The organism is Cellulomonas sp. Root137, assembly GCF_001426725.1.
Taxonomy (GTDB): domain Bacteria; phylum Actinomycetota; class Actinomycetes; order Actinomycetales; family Cellulomonadaceae; genus Cellulomonas.
This window is the reverse complement of record NZ_LMFG01000003.1, coordinates 222,481-237,585: the sequence shown is the minus strand read 5'-3', so window position 1 is coordinate 237,585 and position 15,105 is coordinate 222,481. Positions and strand designations below refer to the sequence as shown.

At 72.5% G+C, this 15,105-nt stretch carries 14 protein-coding genes; 9 read left to right on the top strand and 5 right to left on the bottom strand.

Translation table 11 applies throughout. The annotated features are described in order from the left end of the window. Position 1 precedes the first annotated feature (1 nt). The 5 genes from ASD18_RS16150 to ASD18_RS16130 form a co-directional block, all read right to left on the bottom strand. Positions 2-1,150, bottom strand: a complete 1,149-nt coding sequence (locus tag ASD18_RS16150; protein ID WP_082574153.1) for a peptidoglycan-binding protein — start codon at positions 1,148-1,150, stop codon at positions 2-4. After that, a complete protein-coding gene (locus tag ASD18_RS16145) occupies positions 1,134-1,526 on the bottom strand; it encodes a hypothetical protein (protein WP_056094393.1) in 393 nt (130 codons plus the stop codon). The genes ASD18_RS16150 and ASD18_RS16145 overlap by 17 nt, the downstream gene beginning before the upstream one ends. 11 nt (positions 1,527-1,537) lie before the next feature. After that, positions 1,538-1,777 carry an SHOCT domain-containing protein gene (locus ASD18_RS16140; RefSeq protein WP_056094390.1) on the bottom strand — a complete coding sequence of 80 codons (240 nt, stop codon included), beginning with the start codon at positions 1,775-1,777 and terminating at the stop codon, positions 1,538-1,540. A 6-nt stretch (positions 1,778-1,783) separates the two neighbouring features. Continuing rightward, a complete protein-coding gene (locus tag ASD18_RS16135; protein WP_056094386.1) occupies positions 1,784-2,260 on the bottom strand; it encodes a DUF6325 family protein in 477 nt (158 codons plus the stop codon). 95 nt (positions 2,261-2,355) lie between these two features. Then, positions 2,356-5,004 (bottom strand): LuxR C-terminal-related transcriptional regulator, encoded by a 2,649-nt coding sequence (locus tag ASD18_RS16130; RefSeq protein ID WP_056094383.1) that lies wholly within the window; start codon positions 5,002-5,004, stop codon positions 2,356-2,358. A gap of 156 nt (positions 5,005-5,160) precedes the next feature. Here ASD18_RS16130 and ASD18_RS16125 point away from each other — a divergent pair, with 156 nt between their 5' ends. The 9 genes from ASD18_RS16125 to ASD18_RS16085 all read left to right on the top strand — a co-directional run bounded on the left by ASD18_RS16125 (position 5,161) and on the right by ASD18_RS16085 (position 15,100). Next, positions 5,161-6,276, top strand: a complete 1,116-nt coding sequence (locus tag ASD18_RS16125; RefSeq protein ID WP_057211409.1) for a M20/M25/M40 family metallo-hydrolase — start codon at positions 5,161-5,163, stop codon at positions 6,274-6,276. Next, positions 6,273-6,674, top strand: a complete 402-nt coding sequence (locus ASD18_RS16120; protein WP_056094377.1) for a hypothetical protein — start codon at positions 6,273-6,275, stop codon at positions 6,672-6,674. The genes ASD18_RS16125 and ASD18_RS16120 overlap by 4 nt, the downstream gene beginning before the upstream one ends. A gap of 31 nt (positions 6,675-6,705) precedes the next feature. After that, positions 6,706-8,139, top strand: coding sequence for an anaerobic C4-dicarboxylate transporter (locus ASD18_RS16115; RefSeq protein WP_056094373.1), 1,434 nt, complete (start codon positions 6,706-6,708; stop codon positions 8,137-8,139). 49 nt (positions 8,140-8,188) lie between these two features. Then, complete coding sequence (locus tag ASD18_RS16110; protein WP_056094370.1) at positions 8,189-9,538, top strand: M20/M25/M40 family metallo-hydrolase; 1,350 nt, start codon at positions 8,189-8,191, stop codon at positions 9,536-9,538. After that, entirely contained in the window at positions 9,535-11,043 is a 1,509-nt protein-coding gene (locus ASD18_RS16105) for an MFS transporter (RefSeq protein WP_056094367.1), read from the top strand. Before ASD18_RS16110 ends, ASD18_RS16105 begins: the two co-directional genes overlap by 4 nt. Before the next feature lie 58 nt (positions 11,044-11,101). Further along, positions 11,102-11,500, top strand: a complete 399-nt coding sequence (locus ASD18_RS16100; protein WP_235522432.1) for an SHOCT domain-containing protein — start codon at positions 11,102-11,104, stop codon at positions 11,498-11,500. Positions 11,501-11,536: 36 nt separating this feature from the next. Continuing rightward, positions 11,537-12,091: a DUF1269 domain-containing protein gene (locus tag ASD18_RS16095; RefSeq protein ID WP_056094364.1), complete on the top strand. Its 555-nt coding sequence runs from the start codon at positions 11,537-11,539 to the stop codon at positions 12,089-12,091. Between the two features lie 43 nt (positions 12,092-12,134). Next, positions 12,135-12,584, top strand: coding sequence for a hypothetical protein (locus tag ASD18_RS16090; RefSeq protein WP_056094361.1), 450 nt, complete (start codon positions 12,135-12,137; stop codon positions 12,582-12,584). 80 nt (positions 12,585-12,664) lie between these two features. Beyond that, positions 12,665-15,100 (top strand): lysylphosphatidylglycerol synthase transmembrane domain-containing protein, encoded by a 2,436-nt coding sequence (locus tag ASD18_RS16085; protein ID WP_056094358.1) that lies wholly within the window; start codon positions 12,665-12,667, stop codon positions 15,098-15,100. Positions 15,101-15,105: the final 5 nt, after the last annotated feature.

Here is a 15,105-nt window from a genome sequence, read left to right as displayed (position 1 = left end):
GTCAGTCGGTCGCCGACTCCGTCGGCTCCGGCGTCTCGGCCGGTGGCTCCGGCGCTCGGGCGGTCGCGAGTGCGGCCTGGAACGCCGCGACCGTGGCAGCGTCGACCGTCCCCGTCACCGGGACACCGAGGGTCGTCTGCGCAGCACCGAGCGCAGCGGTGAGCTCGTCGGTCCACCTGCCGTCCACGGGACCGTCCCAGTAGCCCACGAGCTTGAGCGTCTGCTGGAGGGCGGCCGTCGACGCCAGCGACTCGTCGGCCGCGGCGCCACCCTTGGCATCCAGCGCAGACTGCAGCGCCGCATCCGTCGCCCTGTCCATGGTGCCGGTCTGCGGCAGCCCGTTCGCCTCCTGCAACGCCGCGACCGCCGCCGCCGTCTCGGGTCCGTAGATGCCGTCGACCGCTCCGGCGTAGTAGCCGATCGCCGCCAACGACTGCTGGAGCGCGGCGGTGTAGGCGCTCGCCGCGGCCGCGGCCTCGGCCCGCTGGTCGTCCGAGAGGCACCCGGACTGGGCGACGAGCTGGAGCCAGGCCATCTCCAGGGCGACCGCCGCGGCGTTGAACTGCTCCGCGGCCTCCCTCAGCGGGGTCTGGTCCGTGATGCCCGCCTGCGCGGTCTCGAACTCGGTCTCGGCCTGCTGGACGCGGAGCACCGTCGCCGGAGGCTGCGACGGCTCGCTGCTCGGCGGGTCCTCGGTCGGCGTCGGGGGTGGCTGGTTGGCGGCCACGGCCTGGGCGGTCGCGAGCGTGTCCTGCGCGTCGGCGAGCTCGCCCTCGGCGGTGGCGACGGCCTCGCGCGCGTCGACCGCGTCCTGGGCCGCGTCCCGGGTCTTCTCCGCCGGCTTGGTGAGGTCGCTGCCGGCATCCTTGACGTCGCCCACGGTCGGCGCCGTGTCGTGGAGCACGTCGCCGTACCGGTCGAGCGCGGTGAGGTACGTGGCGCTCGCGGTGCAGAACTGCGCCGAGGCCTCGGCCGCGTCCGCCTGGGCGTCGGCCAGTGCCTCCTGCTTCTCGGCGACGTTCTGCTGGGCCGCAGCAACCGGCGACTCGGCGGTGCACCCGCTCGCCACCGCCACGAGGCACGCGGCCCCGACCAGTGCCCCGACGCGCGCCAGACGGGTCGCGCGCCCGCGCTCAGCTGACGACGTCACGGCCGTGGACCGTCAGCGCCCAGATCACGAAGACGTCGATCGCGATGATCACGGCCGCCCACACGGGGTAGTACGGGAGCCACGCGAAGTTGACCACTGCGCTGAAGACCGCCACGGCCACGCCGATGGTGCGGGCCCACACCGCCCCGCCGAGGACGAAGATGCCGGCCGCGGCCACGAGGATGCCCACGATCAGGTGGATCCAGCCCCACGTCGTGACGTCGAAGGAGAAGATCCACTCCTGGCCGACGACGTAGAAGGAGTCGTCGAAGATCGCCACCAGCCCCTGGATGGCCTGGAAGACGCCGGTCACCATCAACATCGTCGCGGCGAAGACCGTCACGCCGACGGCAAACCCGCTGCGGTGCTCACTCATGGTCGAACCTCTCACTCGTCGTGGTCGTGGTACGGGTGGTCGAGCCGTTCACTGTCGCCGAAGACCTTCCTGCGCTGCCGCTCGAACTCGTCGGGGGTGGCCAGACCGCGCTCGACCAGGTCGGCGAGCTCGGCCAGCTGGGCGGCCGGATCGACGAGCAGGGCCGCCCACGGGTCCTCCGGCGGGTTCGCCGGCCGGGTGCGGTTGAGCAGGTCGGGGTGCTCCGTGCGCGAGCCGGGTACTCGGTGCATGCGCGATCACCGGTCCGTCCCGCGCGAGGACGTGTCGGGCGCCAGCGCCGCCTCGACGCGCCGCCGGGCGATCCGCTCGCCCCCCACGATGCGCCCACCGGCGAGCCTGGCCGCCGCCGAGAGACGCGCCGCCCAGCGACCCTCGATCAGGAGGACCACCGCGGACGAGCCAGGACCGACCGCGAGCGACGCGGTCGCGATGTCGTGGGCGCTGAGCAGCCCCCCGACCTGACCTTCGACGTCGCGCAGACCCGACAGGCTCTCCACGTCCTCGAGCTCGAGCACCGTCAACCCGCCACCGTGCGCGCTCCTGGTGACGCAGACGAGATCGATGATCCGGATCGCCGAGGCCTCGACCAGCTCTCCGAGAGCGGGGACCAGTCGGTCCAGCGACCCGAGGTCGGGGACCACGATCACGAGGTACTCGACCAGGTCGGCGTCGGGTGCCTCGTGCACCGGGCGCCGGCCGGCCGCGTCACTCATCGGCTCGTCCTGGGCGAAGGAGAGGGGATCACCGTGTCATCGTCCGGGCGGGCAAGGTGGGCTGACACCACCCTGCACGGGGTGATCGCGACCCGTCAGCGCTGGTGCACGCCCCCGCTCACCCGCGCTCGGCTCTCGCTGTGGAGGTGACGGGCGACCTCGGCCGCCTCGAGCCGCGAGCCGACACCCAGCTTGCGGTAGATGACCCGGAGGTGGAACTTCAGCGTGTTCACGCTGATGTACAGCTCGTCGGCGATCTCGGGCAGCGTGAGCCGGCTCGGCAGCATCCGCAGCACCCCGATCTCGCGCTCCGTGAGGTGCTCCCCCGGCGGGCTGGGGTCCACCACGGACGTCGTCGCGTGAGGTGAGGCGGCCCGTCGCACCCGGTCGAGCCACGCCTGCGGAGCCACCACGGCCTGGACCTCGAGCAGCTCGAGGATCTCAGCGCCCTCGGATGCGACCGTCTGCACCAGCCCGACGCCGGTCGCCAGCCCGATCGCGCGGGCGGCCCGCTCCAGGGCGAGCGGACGGGATCCCGCGGCCCGGGCGCGCAGCAGGTCACGCACCACCTCGTGGCGCGGGCAGCGTGGCACCACCGCCTCGAGCAGGGCCTCCGCCTCGGCCCGACCACCCTCTGCGAGCCGCACGCGAGCCAGCCCCACCCCACCCCAGAAGGGGTCGTCCACACGCTCGGCCCAGTTCTGGGCCTCCGCGATCCGGCCGGCGGCGAGGCACAGGACGGTCCCCGTCCGCGCCAACCACATCAGCCCGCCCGGTCCGGCGAACTCGCTGCGCACGAACTCGTGGGCGAGCTCGAAGCACTCGTCGGCAGCGGCGACGTCACCGTCGTCGAGCCGCAGCTCCGTCAGCTGGAGCATCGCGAGGCACTGCGCGTGCGTGACCGGGTCGCGCCACGGCGGGGAGGCCGACGTCAGCTCGGTCAACGCGCGGGCGCGGTCGCCGAGCTCGCGGTGGGCGAGCGCCTCGGCGATGCCCAGCTCGGCGGACAGGATGGTCATCGAGCCCACCGCGACGACGTCCCGGACGCCGGCGGCGATGCGCAGCGCGTCCAGCGGACGTCCCGCGAGCGCCTCGCCCAGCGCATGGATGCCCTCGTACCTGAGCCGACGCTCCGGGTCCGTACCGAGCTCCAGGCGGATCTGCTCCAGCTGCCCGGAGTCGTCGTCCCAGCGTTCGCTGAGCGCCGCCTCGCGCGCGAGCAGGTTCCAGCCGAACCGCCCCAGCTCGTCGGTGCGGAGGTCCTCCCCCAGCAGCGCCATCGACTCCGTCGTCAGCTCGCGGCTCCTGCTCCAGTCGCCCGTCACCGTGGCGGCGACGGACTGCAGCATCGTCAGCCGCCCGGTCTGCGTGCGGTTCTCCCCGTCGGGGCGCTCCCGGGCCGCGCCGGCCCGGACCGTCTCGAGGAAGCGGCGCTTGTCGACGAGCAGGTGGCACCAGGCGAACTCGATCAGGGCCTGCAGGTCCGTCGAGGCGAGGTTGAGCGGGATCAGGGCGAGCGTGCGTGCGATCGTCGCCTCGCGCCCCGAGTCGTAGAGACCCTCGACGCGGCCGGCGAGCAGCCGCAGTGCGTCGCGCGGCCGGCCGGCGAGGATCCAGTGCTCGAGGGCAGTGGCCACCTCGCCGGCATCCTCGAACCACCGGGCGGCGCGCGCGTGCTGGGCTGCCACCCGCTGCGGCGAGCGGCGAGTCGCCTCGGCGAGGAGCTCGTCCCGGACCACGGCGTGCACCTCGAACCACCCCGACGGGCCGAGCCTGGTGACGAACAGGCCGCGCGCCTCGGCCTCCAGGAGGAGCTCGCCGGCATCGCTGCGCCCGGTGAGCGCGGTGGCCAGGGAGGCGTCGGTCCGCTTGGCGACGCACGTGTCGAGGAGGACCTGGACGACGTCGGGACGCTCGGCGCCCAGCACCTCGCGCCAGACATAGTCGGCGAAGAGGAGCCCGCGCGTGTCGGCGCGAGGCATGGCCGCGGGCTGCGCCCTGTCGGACCGCGACGCGAGCGCCGAGAGCTGGAGACCCGCGGCCCAGCCCCCGGCTCGATCGACCACCTCGCCGACCTCGTCCTGCGCGAGGGAGGCGTCCAAGCGGGCGAGCATGCACTCGGCCTCCTCGGGAGAGAACCGCAGCTCGGCGAACTGGACCTCCGAGAGCTGCCCGCGGACGCGGAGCCGGTCGATGGGCAGCTTCGGCGTCCGGCGCGACAGCAGCACGACGTGGAGCCACGAGGGGACGGACGTCAGGAAGAGCGCCATCGACCGGACGATGCCGTCGTCGTCGTCGACCAGGTGGACGTCGTCGATGATCAGCACGGCGGAGTCGGGATGGTCCGCGTGCTCCAGCCCGGAGAGGAGGACGGCCACCGCCGCGGCGGGCGTGCCGGGACGACGTGCGCCGCGCGCACCGGTCGTCAGCCCGTCGACGAGCTCCCCCAGCGCGACGGTGACGCCCGCCCAGAGCTGCCCGCCGTCCCGGTCCGTCTCGTCGACGGACACCCACGCGGTCGGGACGGCGGCCGACGAGAGCCAGTCGGCGAGCAACGACGTCTTGCCCGACCCCGCCGGCGCGACCACGACGGTGATCGGCGCGGAGGTGGCCTGGTCGAGGAGATCGACCAGGCGGGGCCGGCGCAGGTAGCGGGCCGGGGTGGGCGGAGCATGGAGCCGCGACCCATAGAACGAGGTCGCTGCGTCGGCGGGGTCGTGCCCGCCCGATCCGCTGCGCGTCACGGGACCCCCCCTTGACCAGCACGAGCAATCGCTCGAACTCGATCATTGCGGACATGTCGGTCGATGACCAGCATCGACGTCCTCGGCGCGTCCACCGTCCTCCCCACCCGGTCGAGGATGGGGACCACCTACCCGGGCGGCTGCCATCCTCGCGCTATGTCTACGGTGCTGCAGCACGGCGTCGATCGGGAGCGACTCCTGCGCACCTTCCTGGACCTGGTCGCGATCGACAGCCCCACCGGTCAGGAAGAGGCGATCGGGCTCGACCTGGAAGCCCGCTTCACGGACCTGGGCTGCGCGGTGCGGCGCGACCGTGTCGGGAACCTCGTCGCCGTCCGGGCCGGTGACCCCGCCCGCACGATCCTCGTGTCGACGCACATGGACACCGCGGGGACCGATCGCGGCATCGTGCCGATCGTGGGGGCCGACGGCACCATCCGGACCGACGGCTCGACGATCCTCGGTGCCGACGACAAGTCCGGGATCGCCGGGTGCCTCGAGGTCCTGACGCTCCTGCGCGAGCACCCCGACGAGACCGTGCCGACGATCGAGTTCGTCGTCACCGTGGGCGAGGAACGCGGACTGGTCGGCTCCCGGCAGCTCGACGTGGAGCTGCTGGAGGCGAGCCACGGGTTCGTGCTGGACACCGCCGGAGTCATGGGCTCGATCACCTACTGGTCGCCCACGTCGGTGTACCTGACGATCACCTTCGTCGGCAGGAAGGCCCATGCCGGCGTCGAGCCGGAGAAGGGCATCAATGCCGTGCAGGTGGCCGCCGAGGCGGTCGCGGGGATGCCGCTGGGGCGGATCGACGAGGAGACGGTCGCGAACATCGGGACGTTCACGGGCGGGGAGGCACGCAACATCGTGCCCGGCACGGCCGTCCTCGAGGGGATGGCCCGCAGCCACGACCAGGGCAAGCTCGACCGCCAGCTCCAGGCCATGCGCTACGCGTGCCAGCTGGCCGCCGATCGCCACGACGCGACGGTCGACTTCGGCGTCGAGACCATCTACCAGACCTACAAGATCGCCGAGGACGCCGTGCCCTACCGGGAGGCGGCCGCAGCGATCCGCTCGGTCGGGCTCGACGTGGTGCCCCGCAAGTCCGGCGGCGGGACCGACGGCAACTTCTTCAACGCCAAGGGCATCCCGTGCGTGGCGCTGCCGACCGGGATGGTCGACGAGCACGCGACCAGCGAGCACATCGCCATCGACGACATGGTCCTCGCCTGCCGGGTGCTGCTGGCCATCGTCACCGGAGCCCCCCGATGAGGCGGCCCGTCGCCTGGATCGCTCTCGTCGTGGTCGCCGGCGGGACGCTCGCCGCGTGCGCCGACCCCGCCGACCAGGACCCGTGCGTGAGCTACGCCGCGCTCACCGCCACCGTCGACGACCTGCGCGAGCTGGCGCAGACCGAGGGCGGGTCCGCGAGCGTGGCGGCCAAGGCCGTCGCCGCGAAGGCGCAGCTCAACCAGCTCGAGGCGCTCTCCGAGGACCGCCTCGACGCCGCCGCCTCCCGACTCCGCACCGCGGTCGACGACCTCCAGCTCGCGGCGGGCTCGGAGGCTCAGGATCCCGCTGCGCCGCTGGTCTCGGCGGCGGTCGACGACGTGCGGGACGCCTTCGCGGCCCTGGCGGAGTCGCTCGACACGCAGTGCACCACCGGATGACCGCGCTGAGGACTGGAACGGAGGATTCGGCATGAGCGTGAGCTTCGTACTCGAGGCCCTGGTGGTGCTCGGCGCCATCGTGATGGGCACCCGGGCCGGCGGTGTCGGCGTCGGGCTCTGGGGCGGCCTCGGCACGTTCGTCCTCGTCTTCGTCTTCGGCGAGGCACCGGGCGAGCCCCCCGCCGCCGCGATGGCGATCATCCTCGCCGTCGTCACGAGCGCCGCCCTGATGCAGGCCGCCGGAGGGATCGACTGGATGGTCAGCGTCGCGGCGCGGGTCATCGAGCGGCGTCCGAAGCAGATCACCCTCATCGCACCCCTGACCGCCTTCGCGTTCTCCGTGGGCGCCGGGACCAGCAACATCATCTATCCGCTGCTCCCGGTGATCTACGACGTCTCCTACAAGAACCACATCCGACCGTCCCGCCCGCTGACCGTCACCGTGGTGCAGTCGGGCATCGCGCTCGCGGCCTCGCCCGTCTCCGCGGCGATGGCCGCGATGCTGACGTTGACGGACGTCGAGCCGTACAACCTGGGGCTGACCCAGATCCTCGCCATCACGATCCCGGCGTGCGTGGTCGGCATCATCGTCACGTCCCTCGTGGTCAACCGGATGTGGAAGGACCTGGACGACGACCCCGAGGTCCAGGCCAAGATCGCGTCCGGGGAGCTCGTCGCGCCCCCGGCCGTGGCCGTCGGGGTCCCCGCCGGAGCGGTGTCGTCCGGCAGCGCGGGCCTCGGTCCGGACGTCACCGGTCCGTCGGGGGTCGCCGAGCCGGCACCCGCCTCCGCGCAGCTCACCTACACGCGTGCCGGCCGCAACTCCGCGCTCGTGTTCTTCGCGGGGGTCGTCGCGATCGTGATCCTCGGCCTGTTCCCCGGGCTGCGCCCCTCGTTCGAGGTCCCCGACGTGGGCACGGTGTCGCTCGACATGACCAACACCATCGTCCTGGTGATGTTCGTCGTGGGCGTCATCATCCTGTTCGTCGGGCGGCCGGACGTGAGGACGGTGCCGGACCAGTCGGTGTTCAAGGCCGGCATGATCTCGGCGATCGCCCTCTTCGGCATCGCCTGGCTCACGGCCACGTTCATCGCCGCGCACGAGGAGTTCATCATCAGCACGGTCGGGGCCTGGGTCACCGACTGGCGGTTCCTCTTCGCGCTCGCCGTGTTCCTCGTCGCCGCGCTCACCACCAGCCAGTCGACGGCCACGCGGACCATGGTGCCGATCGGTCTCGCTGTCGGCCTGCCACCCGGTGTCGTGACCGGCATGTGGGCCGGTGCGCTGGGCGGCGTCTACACCCTCCCGGCCAACGGCACGCAGATCGCCGCCGCGAACTTCGACCTCACGGGCACGACGAAGCTGGGCACCAAGCTGATCGACCACAGCTTCTTCATCCCGATGCTCGTGCTCTCGGTCACGACGATCATCGTCGGCTCGGTCATCGGGGCCGTCTTCTTCTGACCTCGCAGTTAGGCATCCACGCGGTGTCGAGCAGAGAACGGAGCACGTCGTGCAGACCAAGGAACAGATCGCGGGCAAGACGGCCGACCTGATGCCGGGCCTCCTCGAGGACCTGGGCACGCTCGTCGCCATCCCGTCCGTCGCGTTCCCCGGCTACCCCGCCGAGCCCGTGCAGCGGATGGGCGAGGAGACGCTCCGACTGTTCCAGGCGGCCGGCTTCGCGGACGCGCGCCTCATGGACGTGCCGACCGGGTACTCCCCCATCTACGGGCAGATCGACGGACCCGAGGGCTCGCCGGTGGTGGTGCTCTACGCGCACTACGACGTCCAGCCGGCCCCGGCCGAGCAGGGTTGGACCAGCGACCCGTGGACGGCCACGCGCAAGGACGACGGACGGATCTACGGGCGGGGGGCTGCCGACGACATCGGTGGCCTGATCATCCACCTCGGCACCCTGGGCGTCTTCGACGGGAAGCCCCCGTGCACGGTCAAGCTGATCCTGGAGGGGATGGAGGAGACCGAGAGCAACCTCGAGGCCTTCGTCGAGGCGCACCCGGACCTGTTCGACTGCGACCTGTTCATCATCTGCGACATGGGCAACCTGCGCGTCGGTGAACCGGTCCTGACCACCGCGCTGCGCGGTGACGTCGCGTGCGTGGTCACCGTCAGCACGCTCGAGCACCCGCTGCACTCCGGGGTCTTCGGCGGCCCTGCGCCCGACGCCATGATGGCGCTCGCCCGTCTCCTGGCCACGTTGCACGACGACGCCGGCGACGTGGCCGTCGACGGGGTCACGTCCACCACCTGGGCGGGCGAGGACCTGAGCGCCGACGACCTGCGTGCCAGCGCCGACGTCCTGGACGGGGTCAGCCTCACCGGGACGGGTCCCATCAGCGCCCGGCTCTGGGCGCGGCCCTCGGTGAACGCGATCGGGCTCGACATGACGAGCATCGCCGGTTCGTCGAACGTGCTCATCCCGCAGGCCAGCGCCAAGATCTCCATGCGCATCGTGCCGGGGTCGGACCCGCAGCAGGAGCTCGACGCCCTGGTGACGCACCTGGAGTCGCACGTCCCCTGGGGTGCGAAGGTCGAGGTCCAGCGCACCAAGGCCGCCCCGGCGTTCACCTGTGCGACCGACGGGCCCGCGTACGCCGCAGCACGCGAGGCCATGACCGAGGCCTTCGGCACGTCGGTCGGCGAGGCCGGCTGCGGCGGTTCCATCCCGCTGCTGCGCACTCTCGAGTCGGTGGCCCCGCGCGCGGAGTTCATCCTCTGGGGCCCCGAGGACGTCGCGCTGTCCCGGATCCACGCGTCCGACGAGAGCGTCGACCCCGCCGAGATCGAGACGATGATCGTCGCGCAGGCACTCCTCCTGCAGAACCTGGGTCGGCGCTTGTGACCCAAGCATCGTCGGGGCGGTCGACAGCACGCGGTGTCCTGGTCGCCGCGTGCCTGTCCACGCTGGTCGTCAACGCCAACACCTCCGCGGTGAGCATCCTGCTGCCCGCCATCTCCGCCGACACGGGCATGTCGGTCGAGACCCTGCAGTGGGCGGTCACCGGGTACTCGTTGGTGGGCGCGGCGACGATCGTCACGTCCGGGTCGCTCGGCGACGTGTTCGGACGAAAGCGGGTCTTCCAGATCGGCCTGCTCCTCTTCATCGCCTCCTGCGTGCTCATCGCGCTGTCGAGCTCGGGCGGCATGGTGATTGCGGGGCGCGCGATCCAGGGTGCGGCCGGCGCGACGATCCTGGCCTGCGGGCTCAGCCTGCTGTCGGTGGCGAACACCGGTGCCGCACAGCTCCGGGCCGTCTCGCTGTGGGGTGCCGCCGCCGCCGTCGGAGCCGCCGCAGGTCCGCTGCTGGGCGGTGTCCTGGTGGAGGTCACCGGCTGGCACGCGCTCTTCTGGGTCGACGCGGTCGTCGCCCTCGGCGTCATGGTCCTGACGGCCATCACGGTGTCGGAGTCACGAGACACCGCCCGGTCCCGCTCCATCGACCTCGGCGGGAGCGTGCTCGTGGCCCTGACGCTGACGCCCTTCATCCTCGCGCTGAGCAAGGGCAGCGCGTGGGGCTGGACGTCACTGGCGACCCTCGGCTGCTTCGCGCTGGCCGTCGCAGCAGGGGTCGGGTTCGTCGCCGTCGAGCGACGGGTGGCTGTGCCGATGCTCGACCTGGCGCTCCTGCGCAACCGGATCCTCGTCGGCTCCACGCTCGCGATCCTCATCGGGGCGGGCACGATCAACGCCCTGATGTACCTGGTCAGCCTGTACTTCCAGGATCCCAGCACGCTCGGGCTCAGCCCGTTGCAGGCCGGCCTGGCGACGCTGCCTGCCACGGTCGGGCTCGTGCTCGTCGCGCCCTTCGTGCCTCGCCTCGCCGCCCGGTTCGGGGGACGCCAGGTGGTCGGCGCCGGCTTCGCCATCACCGCCGGCGGGTTCGCGATGCTCGGCTTCGCCGAGGGCTCCTGGCTCTACGGGGCGTTCGTCCTTCCCCTCATCGCCGTCGCCATCGGCATGGGACTGTCCAACGGCCCGGCCTCGGCGGCCGCCACCGCGTCGGTCGACGCCACGGACGTCGGCGCAGCGTCCGGCGTCTCCAACATGGCCCGCTACGTGGGTGCCGCTGTCGCGACGGCCCTCGCTGCCACGGTCTACGGGAGCGTCATCGCCGACGGGACCGCCGCAGGTCTGCCCCGGGCGGACGCCCTGTCGGACGGGCTCGCCGCGGCCTCGTGGCTGATGGCCGCGTTCAGCGCCCTGGGCGTCGCCATGGCCGTCGTCATGGGCCGCCGTGCACGCGCAGCACGGGGCACGCTGGCCGACTCGGCCGCGTCCGCCGCCGCCGGTTCCTTCACCCTGCCGACGTCCGCCACGCCCGTCGCGTCGACCCCGGTCGCACCGTGAGCCGCCGTCCGCCGTCCGCGCGACCTGCGCGGCCGCGACCACCCCACAAGGAGGCACAGTGAACCTGTCCGCGTCGTTCGGCAGCGGGGACATCCTGCTCTGGATGCTCGAGCTCTTCCTGTTCATCATCTGGTTCTGGCTGCTCATCGCCATCTTCGGCGACCTCTTCCGCGACCCGGACACCAGCGGCGGCGTGAAAGCGCTGTGGGTGGTCCTGCTCGTCATCCTCCCGTTCCTCGGGATCCTGCTGTACCTCATCGTGCGCGGGAAGAGCATGGGTGCCCGGCAGGCCGCGCAGATGCAGGCCGCACAGTCCGCGTTCGACGACCGCATCCGCAGCGCCACCGCGTCGTCGTCCCCCACCGACCAGATCGCCCAGGCCAAGGCGCTCCTCGACTCCGGCGCGATCGACCAGACCGAGTTCGCCAAGCTCAAGGCCACCGCCCTCGGATCGTGAGGGTGGACCGCACGTCCCACTCGAAGGAGCACCGCCATGTCCGATGACCAGTCCACCCTCAGCGCCGCCGCTCTCGTCTCGGACGGCGCCTACACCTTGTTCGTCGCCGACTTCACCGACACCGACACCGCATGGGAGGCGTACGAGGCGATCAAGGGCGCCGAGGACGGGACGACCCTGAACGTCGAGGGCGTCCTCGTCGTCAAGCGGGATGCCGACGGCACGCTGGAGATCCTCAAGTCGACCGATCACAGCACCCGCAAGGGCTTGACGTGGGGAGTCGTCGGGGGCGTCGCGCTCGGCCTCCTCTTCCCTCCGACCATCCTCGGCAGCGCGGCCGCGCTCGGCCTCGTCGGCGCGGCGGCCGGCAAGGGCGTCGCGCTGCACAACCGCAAGGAGCTGGCCGAGGACCTGCAGGACTCGATCGTGGCTGGGCACTCCGGGATCGTCGCCCTGGTCTCCGACCCCAGCGCCGTGGCGCTCCGCAAGGCGCTGGACAAGGCGGACGCCATCCTCGAGAAGGCCATCGAGAAGGCCGAGGCCGACGCGATCAAGGCAGCGGCCGACGAGGTCCAGGCGGAGGCGAGGTAGCGCCGCGGGCAGGATCGGCCCCGGAGACCCGTAGCCTCCGGGGATGAGCACCCTTGACGAGGTCGGTTCGCGCGACGGCTGGCGATGCTGGCTGTGCGACGAGCCGGTCGACCCCGACGCGTCCGTCAACTCCGACCGCGGCCCGAGCATCGACGGCGGCGCGACTCCGAAGGGGAAGAAGGCTGCACCGGGTTCCGAGCGGCTCGCGCACCGCGCGTGCAACACCCGCAAGGGCGCAGTGAAGCCCGTCGTGGCCTGGTCGCCGGCGCTGTTCGTGGTGGAGCCGGCACCGATCGTGTCGACCGTCGAGCGGCTGACCCGCAAGGGCGGCCGTGAGGTCGTCGGCCGCTGCCCCACCAAGGCGGACGGCGAGGAGGCGGCCGCCTGGCTCGTCGACCGGCTCTCGCGGTTCGCTCCGGACCTCCCGGTGACCGCCACCGTCGAGCCGGGCGGTGGACAGTTCCTCCTCGTGGTGCAGACCGACCGTCGCTGACGGGAAGCCACTAGCTCGTGGGAGACCTGCCGCGCATCGGCCGCACCGTCCCAGGTCAGTCGTCATCGCCAGGAGGCTCGATGGCCGTCAGCACGGACCGGGCTCGCGACGGCGGGTTGGTCCGGATCTGGTCGTCTGCGGCCGACGCCCCACGGCTGCGTCGTCCGACGGACGTCATCCTGCTCGTCGCCTCGGTCCTCACCCTCGGGTTGCTCGCCCTGGCGGCACCGGGGCCGACCGGAGCCGACGATGCACTCGACACGGTGCTGGCGCGCCTGGAACCGCTGTTCGGCTGGCTGTGGAGCATCGTCTACGCCGTCCTGACCCTCTGGGCCGTGGGCGTCGTCCTGCTCGCCGCCCTGAGCCGAGGACGTCGCCGGCTGCTCCTCGACCAGGCGACCGCGGCTGCCCTGGCCTTCGGTGCCGCGCTCGTGGCCGGAGCCCTCGCCGGGACCGACGCGTTCACCATCGTCCAGGGTCTGGTGTCCTCCGGACCCCCGGTCGTCTACGTCGCGACCCGGGTCGCGATGGTCACCGCCGTCGTCGTCACCGCGTCGCCGCACCTCGCCCGACCCTGGAGGTACGCGAGTCGTGTCGTCCTCGGCCTGGGTGCCGTGGCCGCGATCGGCCTGGGTGCGACGAACCTCATCGGGGCTAGTGCCGCCCTCGCCGTCGGGATCGGCGCGGCCGCCGTCGCGCACCTCGTCCTCGGGTCGCCCCAGGGGCGGCTGACCGACGCCCAGGTCCTGGTCGCGCTGGCAGACCTCGGTGTGCCCGCGACCCGGGTGACGGCGGCCCCGGGACGGCTCGCCGCGGAGAACCTGCTCGTCGCGCGCACCGATCGCGGGACGAACCTCCTGGTCAAGGTCTACGGGCGCGACGCGTGGGACAGCCAGGTCGTCGGATCGTTGTGGGCGGCACTGACGCGGCGGGGTGAACGGGCGCACGTCTGGGGCACCCGCCGGTCCCGCGTCGAGCACGAGGCGCTGGTCACGGTGCTGGCCGCCCAGGCGGGTGTGCCGACGCTCGACGTCGTCGCCGTCGGGGTGGCGGACCAGGGCGACGCCCTGCTGGTGACGAGCACACCCCGCGCGTCCCTGAGGCTCCTCGACGCCGAGGCTGTGGACGACGAGCTGCTCGGCGCCATGTGGCGTGCGGTGGTGACGCTGAACGGCGCCGGGATCGCCCACGGACGGATCGAGAGCAGCAGCGTCGTCATCCGCGCGGACGGCTCGGTCGCCCTGGCGGACTTCGACGGCGCGGCCCTCGCCTCGGACGGCGGCGAGCCGCGCGCCGACCAGGCCCGGCTCCTCGTCGTCACGGCGATCGCGGTCGGCCTGGAACGGGCGCTGTCGGCAGCGGTCGAGGCCATCGGGCCCGACGGACTCGCTGCGGTGCTGCCCTACGTGCAGCCGGCCGCTCTCGGCAGCCGGACCCGTGCCGAGGTGCGCGGAGCCGCCTGGACGCTCGACGAGCTGCGCGCGGCGGCCGTCGCCGTCGCCGGGGTCGAGGAGCCGCCGCTGGAGCGCCTGCGGCGGGTGACCCCGCGGTCGATCGGGACGCTCCTCGTCGTCGGGCTCCTGGTCTACGTGCTCGTCACGCTGCTGGCCGGCGTCGACCTCGCCAGCGTCGCGGCAGCGCTCGCCTCGGCGGACTGGGCCTGGCTGGTCGCCGCCCTGGTCCTGTCCCCGTGCATCCAGATGGCGCTCGCGGGCGCGACCCTCGGAGCGGCGACCGCGCGGCTGCGCTACCTCCCGGTGCTCATGCTGCAGTACGCCATCCAGTTCATCTCCCTCGTGCTGCCCGCGACCGCCGCCCGACTGACGCTCGAGGTCCGCTTCTTCCAGAAGTTCGGGATCCCCGCCGCGACCGCCCTCGCGTTCGGCCTCATCGACAGCGTCAGCGGGTTCGTCGTGCAGGTCGCGCTGATCCTGCTGATCCTGGTCAGCGGCCTGCCCGGCTTCACGTCGGCGCTCGCGTCGGGGTCGAGCACCACGGGATCCGACTCGAGCAGTCCCTCACTGATCGTCGCGCTGGTGGTTCTGATCGCGATCGGCGGCGTGGTCACCCTGGCCGTCCCCCGGCTCCGTCACAGCCTCGCTGCGACGGTTCCGCGAGCCCGCGCCGCCCTCGTCGGCCAGGCGCGTTCGGCGCGCTCCGCGCTGGGGGTGCTCCGCAAGCCCGCGAAGGTGTCCGCGATGCTCGGAGGCAACCTGGTCGCGCAGCTCCTGCAGGCCGGCGTCCTCGCTCTCTGCCTGCACGCGTTCGGCCAGACCGCCTCGTTCTCCCAGCTGATCCTCGTCAACACCGCCGTGAGCCTGTTCTCCGGCCTCATGCCCGTCCCCGGAGGCATGGGGGTCGCCGAGCTCGGCCTGACGGTCGGGCTGCAGGCCGTCGGGATCCCCAGCGACATCGCCGTCTCGACGGCCATCACCTACCGGCTCGTGACGTTCTACCTGCCGCCGATCTGGGGAGCGGCAGCGATGCGCTGGCTGCACCGCCACGAGTACGCGTGACCGTC

Coding starts and splice junctions, on each gene's coding strand:
- ASD18_RS16145 (WP_056094393.1), bottom strand. CDS start 1,526: ATGAGTGAGCACCGCAGCGGGTTTGCCGTCGGCGTGACGGTCTTCGCC.
- ASD18_RS16140 (WP_056094390.1), bottom strand. CDS start 1,777: ATGCACCGAGTACCCGGCTCGCGCACGGAGCACCCCGACCTGCTCAAC.
- ASD18_RS16135 (WP_056094386.1), bottom strand. CDS start 2,260: ATGAGTGACGCGGCCGGCCGGCGCCCGGTGCACGAGGCACCCGACGCC.
- ASD18_RS16125 (WP_057211409.1), top strand. CDS start 5,161: ATGTCTACGGTGCTGCAGCACGGCGTCGATCGGGAGCGACTCCTGCGC.
- ASD18_RS16120 (WP_056094377.1), top strand. CDS start 6,273: ATGAGGCGGCCCGTCGCCTGGATCGCTCTCGTCGTGGTCGCCGGCGGG.
- ASD18_RS16115 (WP_056094373.1), top strand. CDS start 6,706: ATGAGCGTGAGCTTCGTACTCGAGGCCCTGGTGGTGCTCGGCGCCATC.
- ASD18_RS16095 (WP_056094364.1), top strand. CDS start 11,537: ATGTCCGATGACCAGTCCACCCTCAGCGCCGCCGCTCTCGTCTCGGAC.
- ASD18_RS16090 (WP_056094361.1), top strand. CDS start 12,135: ATGAGCACCCTTGACGAGGTCGGTTCGCGCGACGGCTGGCGATGCTGG.
- ASD18_RS16085 (WP_056094358.1), top strand. CDS start 12,665: ATGGCCGTCAGCACGGACCGGGCTCGCGACGGCGGGTTGGTCCGGATC.